We start from the raw sequence: 14,660 nt of genomic DNA, 5'->3' as shown, positions 1-14,660 counted from the left end.
GGTCAAAGCATCAAGCATTTTGGGGTCATTTTGGGGTCAAAATATTCTTAAAATGTATCAGAATTGGTCAAAATAGGCAATAACACAATATTCAACGAGATTTTAAATGACTAATAAAGAAAAAAGAATCAATGACTTAGGTGGTAAGTATTTAAATAATCGGTTTTCCGTTGCACCCATGCTTGATTGGACTGATAGGCATTGTCGTTATTTTTATCGTTTGATGAGTCAGCATAGCTTGTTGTATACCGAGATGGTGACCACGGGCGCGATTTTACATGGGAAAGGTGACTATTTAGGTTTTTCTGAGCAGGAGCATCCGCTTGCATTGCAATTAGGCGGCTCTAATCCTCGAGATCTGCTGGAGTGTGCTAAACAAGCGGAGCAGTTGGGCTACGATGAAGTTAATTTGAATGTTGGCTGTCCTTCGGATCGGGTGCAAAATGGCCGTTTTGGCGCCTGTTTAATGGCTGAACCCAGCTTGGTTGCAGAGTGTGTGAATGCCATGCAACAACACATTAGGATACCAGTGACAGTTAAGACTCGGATCGGTATTGATGAGCAAGATAGCTATTCATTTTTAACCGATTTTATTGAGCCTGTCGCAGCAGCAGGTTGTAGTACTTTTATTATTCATGCTCGTAAGGCTTGGCTGTCGGGTTTAAGCCCTAAGCAAAACCGAGATGTGCCTCCCTTGGATTATACCCGGGCCTATCAAGTGAAACGAGATTATCCGCAGTTAACGATAAGTGTGAATGGCGGCATTAATAGTTTAGAGCAAGCTGAGCAACATCTCGAACAACTCGATGGGGTGATGCTCGGTCGAGAGGTCTATCAGAATCCCTATTTATTGGCGGTTGTGGATCAACGGATTTTTGGCGTTCAGCGGCAACAGCCTTCGCGTCATCAAGTGGTTCAGTTAATGTATCCGTATATTGAACAGCATCTTTCTAACGGCGGTCGTTTACAGCATATTTCTCGGCATATGCTGGGTTTGTTTCAAGGTTGTGTCGGCGCGCGATCCTGGCGACGCCACCTGAGTGAGAATGCCCATAAAGCAGGCGCAGGCATTGAGGTCATGCAAGCTGCATTAGCAAGGGTGCCTGAGTCGCTCGCGACTTAAGTTTGTTGCTTTACCGCCCCTTTGGCTCGAAATCTCTCAGCGCTTGATCATTGTTTGGCATAAGCCTTGCTATCACTATCCTCGAAGAGTCAGGTTTTTGGCAGGAGAGTGCAACAATGGAATTTCTCAGTCGTTTAATTGCGCGTTGGGGCATATTAGACATTTTAATGGCGTGGCTAGTGGTGACAAGCGCTTTATTATTGTTGATCCCGAGTTATTGGTTACCCGAAATGGGTTTTAATGCTCAGCTAAGTTTGGTATTTACTATAAGTTGTGTGGTGGGGTTGGCTTATTTTATCAGCCGTAGCTTATTATTAATCGCGACGGCTGTGGGGCGACATTTAAATGAGCGCCGCGAACACACCCGTTTAGCTGCGATGATTGCTTGTTTAGACCATTCAGAGCGAGCGGTGTTACGTGAGTTTGTGATTACCCGACGGAGTGTCCTTCATCTGCCTTTGGCGGAGCCTGCGGTGAAAAACTTACTCGAAAATGGAGTGTTGAAAGCGATGGAGCTGCAACACATTCAAGAGCAACGGACAAACGTTGATATGATGATCAATCTTGCTGCCCGCCCGATGCTTAGTTACAAGGCTTTGGGTTTACCGGTAGGAAAACTCAACGAGGAACAAATAGAGCATTTAAAGGCTATCCGTCCTCGTTTTTTGCAAGCTGATTATAAGGCCAATCGAACTCACTCGGGTAAGCTATTTCGGATCCGTGCTGACAATAGCGATGGCAGAACGGCTGCTTAACGTTGGCTTATTTAGTCCGATCTTTTAGATAGCCTGCATAATCGGGGACATCAACAGTAAACTCTTGGTTAAAATGACGGCTGGAGAGAATGAAGTCAGCCGTTGCCTGATTGGTTGCCATGGGGATGTTCCAAACAGCAGCTAGGCGAAGTAGGGCTTTCACATCAGGATCATGAGGCACTGCGTCGAGAGGGTCCCAAAAAAAGATCATTAGGTCGATCTTTCCTTCTGCGATCATCGCGCCTAATTGTTGGTCGCCACCCATTGGGCCACTGAGTAAAGCGGTGACTTCAAAGCCTTGTTGACAAAGAAGAGTCCCGGTGGTGCCAGTGCCAAATAATTGGTGTTTTTTCAGTTCGTCCTGATGAATTTTGGCCCAATTCATTAAGGCACCTTTTTTGTGGTCGTGTGCCACTAAGGCTATCCGTTTACTGACTTGCATGGTGCGGGTTGTTGTGTCCATATTCCCTCTTAACTACCAATAAATAAATTGCGATTATGCGAGCTATGGTACTGTTTGTGCTGATTATTAGCTAGCGGCAGAAATAAGTTCGTCGCTAGGATGTGAAGCGACAAACCTTGTAAGGTTTATTGATTAGATCGTGAATATTACAAAAGGCCCTGATTTAGTCGGATGACCGATAAGATAAAGCTGTGCTGTCATTATTTCATTGGTCATTGTTTATTTGTTACAAGGGCTTAGAATGAAGGTCTTTAGCTGGGTTGCTGTGCCGCCGTTGATTAATGTATTTATTGAGTGGCTTTACTGAGGAAGGTGCAATGATTTACATATTTGGCTATGGTAGTTTAATTGACGCCGATTGTCGGCAACGAACTTTTCCAGGGGAACAGGCTTATGCCGCCCGTTTACATGGTTATCAGCGCTATTGGAGCGGTTTGAAAGGCGGTAATGATCGTTCTGCAGTGGTGATTAGTCCTGAGCCGCAAGCAACGGTGAATGGGGTATTGATCCCATTTGATGAAAAGTTTTTGCCCGAATTAGATGAGCGAGAACGAGATTATGAGCGAGTTTGCTTAAACTTACAGCAGTTGGAGCTATTACATCCCTTACCGCAGGCTGCTGTGAAAATTTATACTTATGTTGCCCATGAATATTGGCACCCTCAAGCGAATAGCCCTATTTTACAATCTTATCTCGATGTTTGTTTACGTGGTTGCTTGGAAGTCAGTGAGCAATATGCTCGGGAATTTTTGCTCTCTACAAATTACTGGGTGAGTCATTGGTTGGATGACCGGCATCAACCTATTTATCCTCGAGCCATGAATATCGATGCTTTAGCCTTGGAACAAATTGATTCTATTTTGCTGGACATGGAGCACTTAAGTGGGTTTCATCCTTTGGATCAGAACTCATAAAAAAGGCGCCTCAGGCGCCTTTTTGGATAGCAATCAAGCGAGTGATTATAATACGTGAACAGAAGACGTATTGGTGGTGCCTGATGGTACGAGTGCACCTGAAACCATAACCACGATGTCGCCTTTATTGGCTAACCCTGATTCAATCGCAAGTTCTTTACCAAGCATGTAGAACGCATCAGTATTATCGATGCTTTCTACAACGTGAGGAATCACACCTTTAGATAAACAAAGCTGAGCAGCAGTTTTTGCGTTAGTGGTAATCGCTAAAATATTTGCTTGTGGGAAGTATTTACGAACTGACTTCGCTGACTTACCACCTTCAGTAGCAACCACGATAAGTGGTGCCGCTAATTTTTCAGAAGCTTCTACTGCACCCTTACATACCGCTTCAGTGATACGCAATTTACCGCTATCACGTGCAGGATCTAGGTTAGAAGGCATCACGGCATCGGTACGTTCACAGATAGTAGCCATGATAGTGACTGCTTCTACAGGGTACTTACCTTTAGCTGACTCACCCGATAGCATAACCGCATCGGTACCGTCTAAGATTGCGTTGGCTACGTCGCCAGCTTCTGCGCGGGTTGGACGTGGGTTTTTAATCATTGAGTCAAGCATTTGAGTGGCTGTAATCACTAGCTTACGAGCACGATTACATTTCTCAATCATCATTTTCTGAGCGAAGATAACTTCTTCTACAGGAATTTCTACGCCTAGGTCACCACGAGCAACCATGATACCGTCAGATACTTCTAAGATTTCATCGAAGTTATCAACACCTTCTTGGTTTTCGATTTTAGAAATAATTTGAATGGTTTCGCCGCCATTTTCTTTAAGCAGTTGGCGAATTTCTAGAACGTCTTCTTTCTTGCGGATGAACGATGCAGCGATGAAATCAACACCTTGCTCACAACCAAAGATTAAGTCGCCTTTATCTTTTGCTGATAGAGCTGGTAGTTGTACGATTACACCAGGTAAGTTAACACCTTTGTTCTCGCCCAAATCACCGTTGTTAAGAACAGTACACTTCACTTCGTCATCAGAAACGGCAATAACTTCCATTTCGATAAGACCATCGTCAACTAAGATAATGTTGCCAACTTTTAAGTCTGCAGCAAGACCTGGGTAGGTAACGGCTACGCGAGTTTTATCACCAATAATAGTTTGGTCGGTCGTGAACGTGAATTCTTGACCGGCGACTAAGCTTACGTCGTTGCCGCCAGCTAGTTTAATCGTTCTGATTTCAGGGCCTTTGGTATCTAATAAAACAGCGGCAGATTTGCCGGTGTTTTTGATAACTTCACGTAGATTGTTGATTCGAGTACCGTGCTCGGCAAAATCGCCGTGAGAGAAGTTAAGGCGCATAACGTTCATGCCAGACTCAACTAATTGAGTTAGCATTTCTACTGACTCAGTTTTTGGGCCAATGGTACAAACTATTTTTGTTTTCTTCATTGAAGTGACTCTCCGTTAAGGATGCTGTTAAAAAATTCTGCGCATATTATACAAGATTGATAACAAAAGAATATGTAGAAAAATAACTACAAATCAGAACATCGATCAAAACATTGACGATTTTTTACCTCAGCAACATGATTGTGAGTTGTCTGAGTTTCGTCACCTTTATTCATGTTGCTCGTTATTTGAGCGCCTCACAAGTATAAAAAAACCTCGCGAAACTGCGAGGTTTTTTGTAAGTGAGCTGCTTATTCAATTTCACCACAGAAACGATAACCTTCACCATGAATGGTTGCAATAATTTCTGGTGTTTCTGGTATTGATTCGAAATGCTTGCGGATCCGACGAATGGTTACGTCAACCGTCCGGTCATGCGGCTTCAATTCCCGCCCTGTCATCTTCTTCAATAAATCTGCACGGGTTTGAATCTGTCCAGGGTTTTCTACAAAGTGCAACATTGCACGAAATTCGCTACGCGGCAGTTTGTAGGTTTCTTGGTTAGGACTTACTAACGATCGGCTATTAATATCTAAGGTCCAGCCGTTAAAGCGATACTCTTCTACAGAGCCCTTGTCTTCATTAGCCGATTGTCCATTGATGGTACGATTTAGTAGGTTGCGCGCACGAATGGTTAATTCGCGAGGGTTGAAAGGCTTGGTGATGTAGTCGTCGGCCCCAATTTCCAAACCTAAAATCTTATCAACTTCATTGTCGCGACCAGTTAAAAACATTAACGCGATTTGTTCACGATCTCGAAGTTCACGGGCAAGCAATAAACCGTTTTTACCTGGAAGATTAATGTCCATGATAATTAAGTGAACTGAATGAGCTTCAAGTACGCTGTTCATTTCATTGCCGTCAATCGCTTCAAACACGTTGTAACCTTCGGCTTCAAAAGTGCTTTTTAGCGTATTACGAGTGACCAGTTCGTCCTCGACAATTAGAATATTTGGTGTCATGGTCTTCCCCAATGCTATATAGAAAAAAGTTGGCTTGCGAACTGTTCGGTGTTTTATAGAAGATGAAGTAAACACTAGCTACAATGCCATGTTGAGTTTGTGTTAAAACTTCTCATATGGCAAAAAAAATAAACAAATAGTGTGCTCAAAACGAGACGTAAGTCAGCGTAAGAGATCTTCTGTATGCATGATTCGTTACAAGCAGTGAACATATTCTATGGGCTTAACAGTGATATAACAACTTGAGTCTGAAAAAAGCTTACGTTTTTTGAAGCGGATTTGATTCAAATCAATCGGAAATGGTCATAATGGCAATTTATACGCGTCATTACTGAAAATAAACTACATGTTTAATTTGTATAAAAACACTATATTTTTGGCAGATACAGCCCTTAAATATCATGGGCTTGCTGTTATTACCGCGAACAATCCTAAAGGGGTTACCCGATCTCAGCAGTTTAATCGCTGGTTAGATTGTCATTTACTTACATATTTGCGTGTCCATAAAATGCCTTGTTCTTGGGTCTTTGCAGGCGCTATTGATCTTAATCATTACGAATTTAGCGCGGTTGTTGAATGTTCGTTAATTGATGCGCAATATGTAGCAAAGGTTTTCAAACAGAGAGCTTTTTACTGGCTTGATGGTGATTGTTATCTCTATGATAGTAATGATATAAGCCGAGCATACTCATGTCTTGGCAATACCGCGAGTCGTTGGTTTGATAATCCACAGGGATATCAACAAATGATAAAGGAGTATCAGAATGCAAGATTTATTGCCGGAATTATGTGATCTCTATCCGCAACAGGTTCAGCTGTTAACCCCTATTTTTCGGTCTTATGGATTGAAAACTTGCTTTTTCGGTGAAGTGGTGACGGTTCGATGTTGGCGAGACAACAGTCGAGTCAAAGAGTTATTAGCCACTGCGGGCCGAGGGCGAGTATTAGTGGTGGATGGTGGTGCCGATATTCAACATGCATTGATGGGCGACTTGATCGCGGATTCGGCTTATCTTCAAGGATGGTCTGGGGTGGTCATCCACGGTGCGATTAGAGACGTATCGACGATTAATACGATTGACTTGGGAGTAAGGGCATTAGCTGCTTGCCCGATGAAAACCGAGCGAAAAGGTGTCGGGGATGTTAATTGCGAGCTGAATTTTGCTGGTGTAAAAATTCTACCGGGGATGTATTTGTATGCGGATGAGAATGGGATCTTGCTGAGCGAACAGGCCTTAAATCTGCCGGAAGGCTTCGCTTAAAAGCGATAACCTAAACCAAATTGAAGCTGTTGCTGGGTTTGCTTATCTTGTGCTTCAATTTGATAGACAGCTTTTACATCAATGTTATTGAGTAGGTGTAATGTACTCGATACCTCGAGGCTTTGTTCGGTGGTGTCATCATCAGGTTGGTGAATTTGTACCAATTTACTTTGAAGTGATAGGTGCCGTAGCGGCTGGTAATTTAAGCCTGTCGAAAGATTAAAGCCTCTACGTGTCGCAATATCGTCGTATTGATTGTTCACCCCTGCTTCGACAAAGAGTGAGAATTCGTTACGCAGTTGATGCTGGTAACCGCCGTTAAAAAACCATGATTGAGTTTGATCCCGGGGCCCTGTGTAAATAAATTGTTTGTTGTTATAGCCTGTTACATACCAGTTTTTAATTTGACTGCGGGTTGATAGTTGTAGATGTTGGCCATCACCGTAGCTAATACTTAATTGGTTATCAATATTTGGGATTGCAGCGAACGCTGAACGACCCGTGATCATCAAAAGAGCAGCAAAATAATACTTAAAACTAAACTTAGTCACTGCTGCCCCTTATTATTATTTTTCCCAATAACTATTATGGTCGATCTCATACAGAAGATCACGGTCGATCACAAAAAATATTTACGCGATGGCGGAACGAGTCACGGCTTGAAAGTTGGTAGCTAACGGTTGATAAATCGGCAATGCCTACGGTAAGGAAAGACATCTTCAAATTGACCATTTTCGATGTTGCGTTGCAAACTTTGCCAATAGCTGGCCTGAAACAGTTCCGCATGCAATTCTCTAAATGCTTGTTTTACGGCTGGTTTCCCTAGCAAGAACGTTGCAAATTCTTCTGGGAAAATATCATTGGGACCAACAGAATAGCTAGGATGTACGGCCCATTGGTCTTCAGGATAGGGGGATTGTGGAAATTCTCTGAAATTACACTCCGTCATATAGGATATTTCATCGTAATCATAAAATACGACTCGCCCATGCCGAGTGACCCCAAAGTTCTTAAATAACATATCCCCAGGAAAGATATTGGCTGCGGCTAGTTGTTTGATGGCGTTGCCATATTCATCGATCACTTGCCGAGTTTGCGTTTCGTCGGCTTGCTCTAAGTAGATGTTTAGCGGGACCATTTTGCGTTCGGTATAGAGGTGTTTAATGGTGAGTACGTCATTTTCTATTTTGAGCGCAGACGGCGCGACGAGTTCCAGTTCTGCAAGTAACTCAGGGCTAAAGCGGGCTAAAGGGAATTCAAAATTAGTAAATTCTTGAGTATCGGCCATTCGGCCGACACGATCGTGTTGTTTGACCAAGCGGTATTTCTCTTTGACGACCGCCCGACTGACCTCTTTGGGGGGAGTGAAGCGATCTTTTATCACTTTAAATACAACGTCATAAGAGGGCAAGGTAAATACGCTCATCACCATACCTTTAATCCCGGGGGCGAGTTCAAATTGGTCTTTGGAGTTGTGTAAGTGGTTTAAGTAGTGACGATAAAATTCGGTTTTAGCATGTTTTTGACAGCCGATTGCGGTAAACAGCTCATAATCGGTTTTATTGGGGAGTAGCTGCTTTAAAAAGTTTACAATTCGTCTTGGTGCAGGGGCGTCGACCATAAAATAGGCGCGGGCAAAGCCAAAGATAATACTCACCTGATCACTATCGATTAACACGGTGTCTATCGCAACCTGGGCTTGCTGGTTGAGTAATGGAAATACGATGGGGAAAGACAGCGCTTCGCTTTGATAGTGGCCTATCAAATAGGCGGCTTTGTTCCGATAAAACACTGGCTGCAGCATGGTGATGCGGTGTAATGGTTGCTGCTTGAGCTGAGGCTGCTGTTGGAGTCGCTGTTGGATAAAATTGATATCGCGTGATAAGTCTTCGTATGGAATGGCGAAGTCATAGTCTTTAAATAAGTCGACCAGTAGCTGTTGCAGCTCGGTATGTTGGTAACGATGGGTGAGTAATTGATAGTCAAAGCGTTTGCTGCTACGACTTGGTCGAATAAATAGTTGGTCTTCTTCGATGTAGCGATGATGAAATAGTCTTTGATACACCGAATTAAAGAAAGATTCAGCGACTTCAAAATTTTCATGTTGGCTAATTAACTGGGAATACCGATATTTTACTGCGGCGCAAAATTGAGCGCTACGTTGTAGATGGCCAGTTAGTTGTTTGATGGCTGCCCTCGCTTCGGTGACATGATGATCATATAGCCGGATCCGCTCTCTAGATGCGAGTTGTACAGACATCCAGTCAGCGGTTTCGAAGCGTTGTTTCGCACCGCGGGTGACTTCTAAGAAACATTGGTAGAAGCTGTTGAAGCGTTGCAGCATCGTTTCTGCTGCGATGTGTTCCATCGAGTTTTTCATCGGCGTTTTCTTATTGTTGTTTTTTTATCCACTATGGCAGGATTTAAACGGGCGTTCAAATTTTTATCTCGGAAATGATTGTTGACTTGGATGAGTTTTGAGCTAAATAAAACTTGACTCTTTAGCCCAGCTGGTTATGGTATGAACATAATTGGAATTTAAATTTTTATTCAGATGTCAGTATATTTTGCTTACACAACCACCGGTATTATTACCCGCACCACCACATGCGGGACGGGCTTGTTGTAGCGATAAACTACATTGAAGAAAGCCCGTATCAATCACGATACGGGTTTTTTTTTGGGAGGAACAATGCGAGTTTTAAAATTTGGTGGATCATCTTTAGCCGACGCTGAGCGCTTTAATCGCGCAGCCGATATAGTATTAAGTAACCAACATCAGTCACAATTGGCGGTGGTACTCTCTGCTCCTGCGGGAGTCACCAACGATTTAGTTGCAGTGGTGGATATGGTTAGTCACGGCAACGATGGAGAGGGTTTATTAAATCGTATTGAAACCACCTTCCAGCAATTGCTCGGTGAATTAAAGAATAAATATGCAGGTTTTGCCATTGAGCAAATGCAGTTGATGATTCACCAAGAGTTGGGTGAATTACGCCAGTTACTAAAAGGGGTCGCCTTACTGCAACAATGCCCAGATAATATTCGCGCCAAGGTATTGTCTACAGGCGAAAAACTGAGCATTCACACCATGAGTTATCTGCTAGCAGTGCGTGGCCATAGTGCAGAGATCATTATTCCTCAGCAAAAATTGCTGGCCAGCTCGGGGGGCTACTTGGAGGCTGTGGTCGACATTCAGGCCAGTAAGCAGCGTTTGAATCAGAGCATGCTCCAGCAAGACCTAATTTATTTGATGCCTGGGTTCACGGCGGGTAACGCGCAGGGTGAAACCGTAGTGCTTGGCCGCAATGGTTCCGATTATAGCGCCGCGGTATTAGCGGCCTGTTTAGATGCAGAATGCTGTGAAATTTGGACCGATGTCGACGGCGTATATAATTGCGACCCTCGCTTGGTTGAAGATGCCCGTTTGTTACGTAGTTTAAGCTATCCAGAAGCCATGGAGTTAAGCTATTTTGGCGCTAAGGTACTGCATCCCAAAACCATTGCCCCGATTGCTCAGTACCATATCCCTTGCCTAATTAAGAATACTTTTAATCCTCAGGGGGAAGGAACATTAATTGGCGCACAAAGCCAAGGGCAAGATGATTTACCGGTGAAAGCTTTATCTAGCCTTGCCGAACTGACTATGTTGACGGTTTCAGGTCCTGGCATGAAAGGTATGGTGGGCATGGCTGGCCGTATTTTTGAAAGTATTTCTCGTAGTCATGTTTCTGTGGCGCTGATTACTCAATCGAGTTGCGAGTATAGCATTAGCTTTTGTATTCATAGTGTTGATGCGGTCCGCGCCTTAGCGGCTTTAAATGAAGAGTTTGAGCTGGAATTAGCCAATCAATTGCTGGAGCCGATTGAGACCATCGACCAATTAGCGATTATTTCGCTGGTGGGGGATGGCATGCGCCGCAGTAAAGGGGTTGCGGCACGCTTCTTTACTTCGTTAGCGGAAGTTGGGATTAATATTGTGGCGATTGCACAAGGTTCTTCCGAACGCTCTATCTCGGCGGTGGTTTCCCAAGATAAAGTGGCGGAGGCGATCCGAGCTTGTCATCAAAATTTCTTTGAGAGCATGCATTACATCGATTTATTTTTAATTGGCGTGGGTGGCGTGGGTGGCGCGTTGTTAGAGCAAATTCATGCTCAGCAGGCGCATCTAAAAGATCAACAAATCGCGATCCGCGTTTGTGGCTTGGCTAATAGCCGCAAACTATTACTCGATCCTAAAGGCCTCGCGCTAGACGATTGGCAACAGCAACTGGCCAATTGCAGCGAGAATGGTGGGTTCACGCTGGCCAATGTGAATGAATTAGTGGGACAAAGTCATTTAATTAATCCGGTGATCGTTGACTGTACCAGTAATGATGATGTTGCTGGTAAGTATGCTGAATTTTTGGCCAATGGTTTCCACGTGGTAACCGCGAACAAGAAAGCCAATACTTCAAGTCTTGAGTATTATCAGCAACTGCGTAAAACTGCGTTGTCGATGCGTCGTAAGTTTTTATACGATACCAACGTGGGTGCTGGTTTACCGGTGATTGAGAATTTGCAGAACCTGCTCAAGGCGGGGGATAAGTTAGAGCGTTTTAACGGGATCCTTTCTGGCTCACTCTCTTTCATTTTTGGTAAGTTAGATGAAGGGATGAGCTTTTCTGAAGCGACTTCCATCGCCCGAGCAAACGGCTTTACCGAGCCTGATCCGCGAGATGACTTATCGGGCATGGATGTCGCCCGTAAGTTGCTGATTTTGGCACGCGAAGCGGGTATGCCACTAAACCTTGATGATATCCAAATCGAGCAGGCGCTGCCACCTAACTTCGATGCCAGTGGTGATACCGAAGCCTTTATGGCGCGCCTCCCCGAGGCTGACGGGTATTTCGCCACGTTACAACAGGATGCGGCAGCTGAGGGGAAGGTATTGCGTTATTTAGGTAGTATCGATCAAGGCGTTTGTAAAGTTTCGCTGGCGGCGGTTGCTGCCGACGATCCGCTTAACCGAGTAAAAGATGGCGAAAATGCGCTGGCTTTTTATAGCCGTTACTATCAGCCTATTCCTTTGGTCTTGCGTGGCTACGGTGCGGGCACGGCGGTAACGGCTGCTGGGGTATTCGCCGATGTGCTTCGAACACTCAACTGGAAGCAGGAGGTGTAACATGAGTATTGTGGTTTACGCACCCGCTTCAACGGCTAATGTGAGTGTTGGTTTTGATTCTCTAGGCGCGGCCCTATCACCGATAGATGGACAATTATTGGGCGACCGAGTACAAATTGAGGCGGCCGATGGCGCTGATGTGTTGATCGAGAATGTAGGGCCTTACGCGCATAAGCTACCCGCTGACCCGAAACAAAATATTCTCTATGACTGCTACCATTATTTTGCTCAGCAGTTGTTAGCGCATCATGGGCAAGTGCTAGGGTGCGTTAAAATGACCTTGGAAAAGAACTTGCCTATTGGCAGTGGTTTAGGCTCGAGCGCTTGTTCGGTGGTCGCAGCCTTAGAAGGCTTGAATGCCTATTTAGACTTCCCATTCGATAAAGAGCAAATGCTACTCATGATGGGGGAGCTCGAAGGGCAAATTAGTGGCAGTGTGCATTATGATAATGTGGCACCATGCTATCTCGGTGGGATGCAATTGATGCTGCAACAAGCTGGAGCAACCAGCCAAGCGATACCACATTTTGAGGATTGGTATTGGATTGTCGCCTATCCAGGCATTAATATTTCCACTGCCCAAGCTCGGGCGATTCTACCCGCCCAGTATCGTCGCCAAGATACCTTGGAATACGGGCGAAATCTTGCAGGGTTTGTTCATGCCAGTTACAGCAAACAGCCTGAACTTGCTGCGTCTTTGCTAAAAGACAAAGTGATTGCTGAACCTTATCGGGCTGAATTGATCCCTGGTTTTACTGACGTTCGCAGCTATGCTGCACAAAGTGGTGCATTGGCGAGTGGTATTTCTGGGTCAGGTCCGACGGTATTTGTGGTCACGCCAGTGCTGGAACAGGCGCAGCGTCTAAAAGACTGGTTAGAGCAACATTTTATTCAAAATCAAGATGGATTTTGCCATATCTGTAAAATTGATGAACAAGGCACTCGAGTAACAGGAACATCGCTATGAATTTATACAACTTAAAATGTAACGACGAGCAGGTTAGTTTTACCCAAGCGGTAAAACAAGGTTTAGGTAAACAACAAGGGTTATTCTTCCCTGAAGCGATTCCTCACTTTGATGATATCGATAGTTTGCTTGAACTCGATTTTCATCCTCGTTGTGCCAAGCTATTGGCTGCGTTACTCGATAACGAATTGTCTGAACAAAGCCTATTGGAAATGGTCACTAAAGCCTTTATTTTTCCAGCACCTTTGGCAAAAGTGACCGAGCAGATCAGTGCATTAGAGTTATTTCACGGACCGACTTTGGCCTTTAAAGACTTTGGTGGACGTTTTATGGCGCAGTGTTTGGCCAAGTTCTCCGAAGGTAAAAAAACCACCATTTTAACCGCAACTTCGGGGGATACAGGGGCGGCGGTGGCACACGCATTTTACGGTATGGAAAATATCAATGTGGTGGTGCTTTACCCCAAAGGAAAAATCAGCCCATTGCAAGAAAAGTTGTTCTGTACCCTTGGTGGCAATATTACTACGGTGGCGGTTGAGTCGGACTTTGACGCCTGCCAGGCGATGGTGAAACAGGCCTTTGATGATCAGTCGCTAAAAACTGCGATTGGTTTGAATTCGGCGAATTCGATCAACATTAGCCGGTTGGCTGCGCAAGTGTGTTACTACTTTGAAGCGGCCGCACAGTTAAGTAAAGCAGAGCGGCAACAGCTGGTGGTTTCGGTGCCTTCAGGTAACTTTGGTAACCTCACCGCAGGTTTAATCGCCAAAGCTATGGGCTTGCCGATTAAGCGTTTTATTGCCGCGACTAATGTGAATGATACGGTGCCTCGTTATCTTGCTTCTGGTCAATGGGAGCCTAAGCCGACTCAGGCTACGCTTTCCAATGCGATGGATGTGAGCCAGCCCAATAACTGGCCACGCGTTGAAGAGCTGTTTAAAACTCAAGGTTGGTCTTTAAGTGACCTAGCCAAGGGGGTGATGACCGATGAACAGACTGCGGAGGCGCTTAAAGCTTTGGATGCACAGGGCTATTTATGTGAGCCGCATGGCGCAATCGCTTATCAGCAATTGAGCGAACAGCTGATGGATGGCGAACAAGGTTTATTTCTGTGTACCGCTCACCCGGCTAAATTTAAGGAAAGTGTCGAAGAGATCTTGCAGCGCAAAATCGATATTCCTAAACCGCTTGCCGATCGTGCGGATCTAGATTTACTGTCGAAGCAGATGCCTGCAGATTTCGCACAATTAAGAGCTTTATTACTGAGCTTATAATTTAATTTTCGGCTTCGTTAAAAAAAGCAGTGGGTGTGAAACCCATTGCTTTTTTTTGTGTTTGGGAGGCTGCTATGCAAGTGGTCGTTTTGGAGTGCGTTTCGTTATTGAAACAGTAATAAAGCTGAGCAAAGCAAACGAAATCTTCATCAATTTACGCACATTTTTATTTATCTTACTTAAAGGGCTGGTTATCGTTAATCACTTAAATCTCTAGTCTATATGGTTTTTCTCTTGGTTAAGAGTTTCAAGCGAGAATCAAAATTGACCAAGCTGAGGCTTTCAAGTTTACCGAGCGCACTGTCTACCGTTATTTTC

13 protein-coding genes are annotated in these 14,660 nt (G+C 44.4%); 8 read left to right on the top strand and 5 right to left on the bottom strand.

The genetic code is table 11. The annotated features are described in order from the left end of the window. The first annotated feature begins 106 nt into the window (after positions 1 to 106). The gene (dusA, locus tag ACRRSX_RS18330; RefSeq protein ID WP_432451770.1) at positions 107 to 1,123 is read left to right on the top strand and encodes a tRNA dihydrouridine(20/20a) synthase DusA; all 1,017 of its coding nucleotides are present in this window, start codon (positions 107 to 109) and stop codon (positions 1,121 to 1,123) included. Between the two features lie 116 nt (positions 1,124 to 1,239). Next, positions 1,240 to 1,878, top strand: a complete 639-nt coding sequence (locus ACRRSX_RS18325) for a super-infection exclusion protein B (RefSeq protein ID WP_432451771.1) — start codon at positions 1,240 to 1,242, stop codon at positions 1,876 to 1,878. Positions 1,879 to 1,885: 7 nt separating this feature from the next. Here ACRRSX_RS18325 and ACRRSX_RS18320 read toward each other — a convergent pair whose 3' ends face one another. After that, complete coding sequence (locus ACRRSX_RS18320; protein ID WP_432451772.1) at positions 1,886 to 2,341, bottom strand: methylglyoxal synthase; 456 nt, start codon at positions 2,339 to 2,341, stop codon at positions 1,886 to 1,888. 317 nt (positions 2,342 to 2,658) lie between these two features. On the opposite strand from ACRRSX_RS18320, the gene ACRRSX_RS18315 reads away from it, so the two are divergent. Then, positions 2,659 to 3,255, top strand: a complete 597-nt coding sequence (locus ACRRSX_RS18315; RefSeq protein WP_432451773.1) for a gamma-glutamylcyclotransferase family protein — start codon at positions 2,659 to 2,661, stop codon at positions 3,253 to 3,255. A 45-nt stretch (positions 3,256 to 3,300) separates the two neighbouring features. Here the strand turns inward: ACRRSX_RS18315 and pykF are convergent, their stop codons facing one another. After that, complete coding sequence (gene pykF, locus ACRRSX_RS18310; RefSeq protein WP_432451774.1) at positions 3,301 to 4,713, bottom strand: pyruvate kinase PykF; 1,413 nt, start codon at positions 4,711 to 4,713, stop codon at positions 3,301 to 3,303. A gap of 251 nt (positions 4,714 to 4,964) precedes the next feature. Next, positions 4,965 to 5,675: a two-component system response regulator ArcA gene (gene arcA / locus ACRRSX_RS18305; protein ID WP_432451775.1), complete on the bottom strand. Its 711-nt coding sequence runs from the start codon at positions 5,673 to 5,675 to the stop codon at positions 4,965 to 4,967. A gap of 346 nt (positions 5,676 to 6,021) precedes the next feature. Between arcA and ACRRSX_RS18300 the strand changes: the two genes are divergently transcribed. Next, entirely contained in the window at positions 6,022 to 6,468 is a 447-nt protein-coding gene (locus ACRRSX_RS18300; protein ID WP_432451776.1) for a DUF3293 domain-containing protein, read from the top strand. Then, positions 6,440 to 6,937 (top strand): putative 4-hydroxy-4-methyl-2-oxoglutarate aldolase, encoded by a 498-nt coding sequence (locus ACRRSX_RS18295; protein WP_432451777.1) that lies wholly within the window; start codon positions 6,440 to 6,442, stop codon positions 6,935 to 6,937. The genes ACRRSX_RS18300 and ACRRSX_RS18295 overlap by 29 nt, the downstream gene beginning before the upstream one ends. Here ACRRSX_RS18295 and ACRRSX_RS18290 read toward each other — a convergent pair. Together ACRRSX_RS18290 and aceK are read right to left on the bottom strand one after the other, a co-directional pair. Next, entirely contained in the window at positions 6,934 to 7,488 is a 555-nt protein-coding gene (locus tag ACRRSX_RS18290) for a hypothetical protein (protein ID WP_432451778.1), read from the bottom strand. The genes ACRRSX_RS18295 and ACRRSX_RS18290 overlap by 4 nt on opposite strands. A 122-nt stretch (positions 7,489 to 7,610) precedes the next feature. After that, positions 7,611 to 9,317 carry a bifunctional isocitrate dehydrogenase kinase/phosphatase gene (gene aceK, locus ACRRSX_RS18285; RefSeq protein WP_432451779.1) on the bottom strand — a complete coding sequence of 569 codons (1,707 nt, stop codon included), beginning with the start codon at positions 9,315 to 9,317 and terminating at the stop codon, positions 7,611 to 7,613. Positions 9,318 to 9,629: 312 nt separating this feature from the next. Here aceK and thrA point away from each other — a divergent pair, with 312 nt between their 5' ends. The 3 genes from thrA to thrC are packed head-to-tail and all read left to right on the top strand — an operon-like array spanning position 9,630 to position 14,342. Further along, positions 9,630 to 12,101: a bifunctional aspartate kinase/homoserine dehydrogenase I gene (thrA, locus tag ACRRSX_RS18280; RefSeq protein ID WP_432451780.1), complete on the top strand. Its 2,472-nt coding sequence runs from the start codon at positions 9,630 to 9,632 to the stop codon at positions 12,099 to 12,101. A gap of 1 nt (position 12,102) precedes the next feature. Further along, entirely contained in the window at positions 12,103 to 13,068 is a 966-nt protein-coding gene (gene thrB, locus ACRRSX_RS18275; RefSeq protein WP_432451781.1) for a homoserine kinase, read from the top strand. Beyond that, entirely contained in the window at positions 13,065 to 14,342 is a 1,278-nt protein-coding gene (thrC, locus tag ACRRSX_RS18270; RefSeq protein WP_432451782.1) for a threonine synthase, read from the top strand. The genes thrB and thrC overlap by 4 nt, the downstream gene beginning before the upstream one ends. Positions 14,343 to 14,660 lie beyond the last annotated feature (318 nt).

It is taken from the genome of Agarivorans sp. QJM3NY_30 (assembly GCF_050870855.2).
Taxonomy (GTDB): Bacteria; Pseudomonadota; Gammaproteobacteria; order Enterobacterales; family Celerinatantimonadaceae; genus Agarivorans.
The sequence above is the reverse complement of the archived record's forward strand: the minus strand, read 5'-3'. Positions and strand labels throughout refer to the sequence as shown.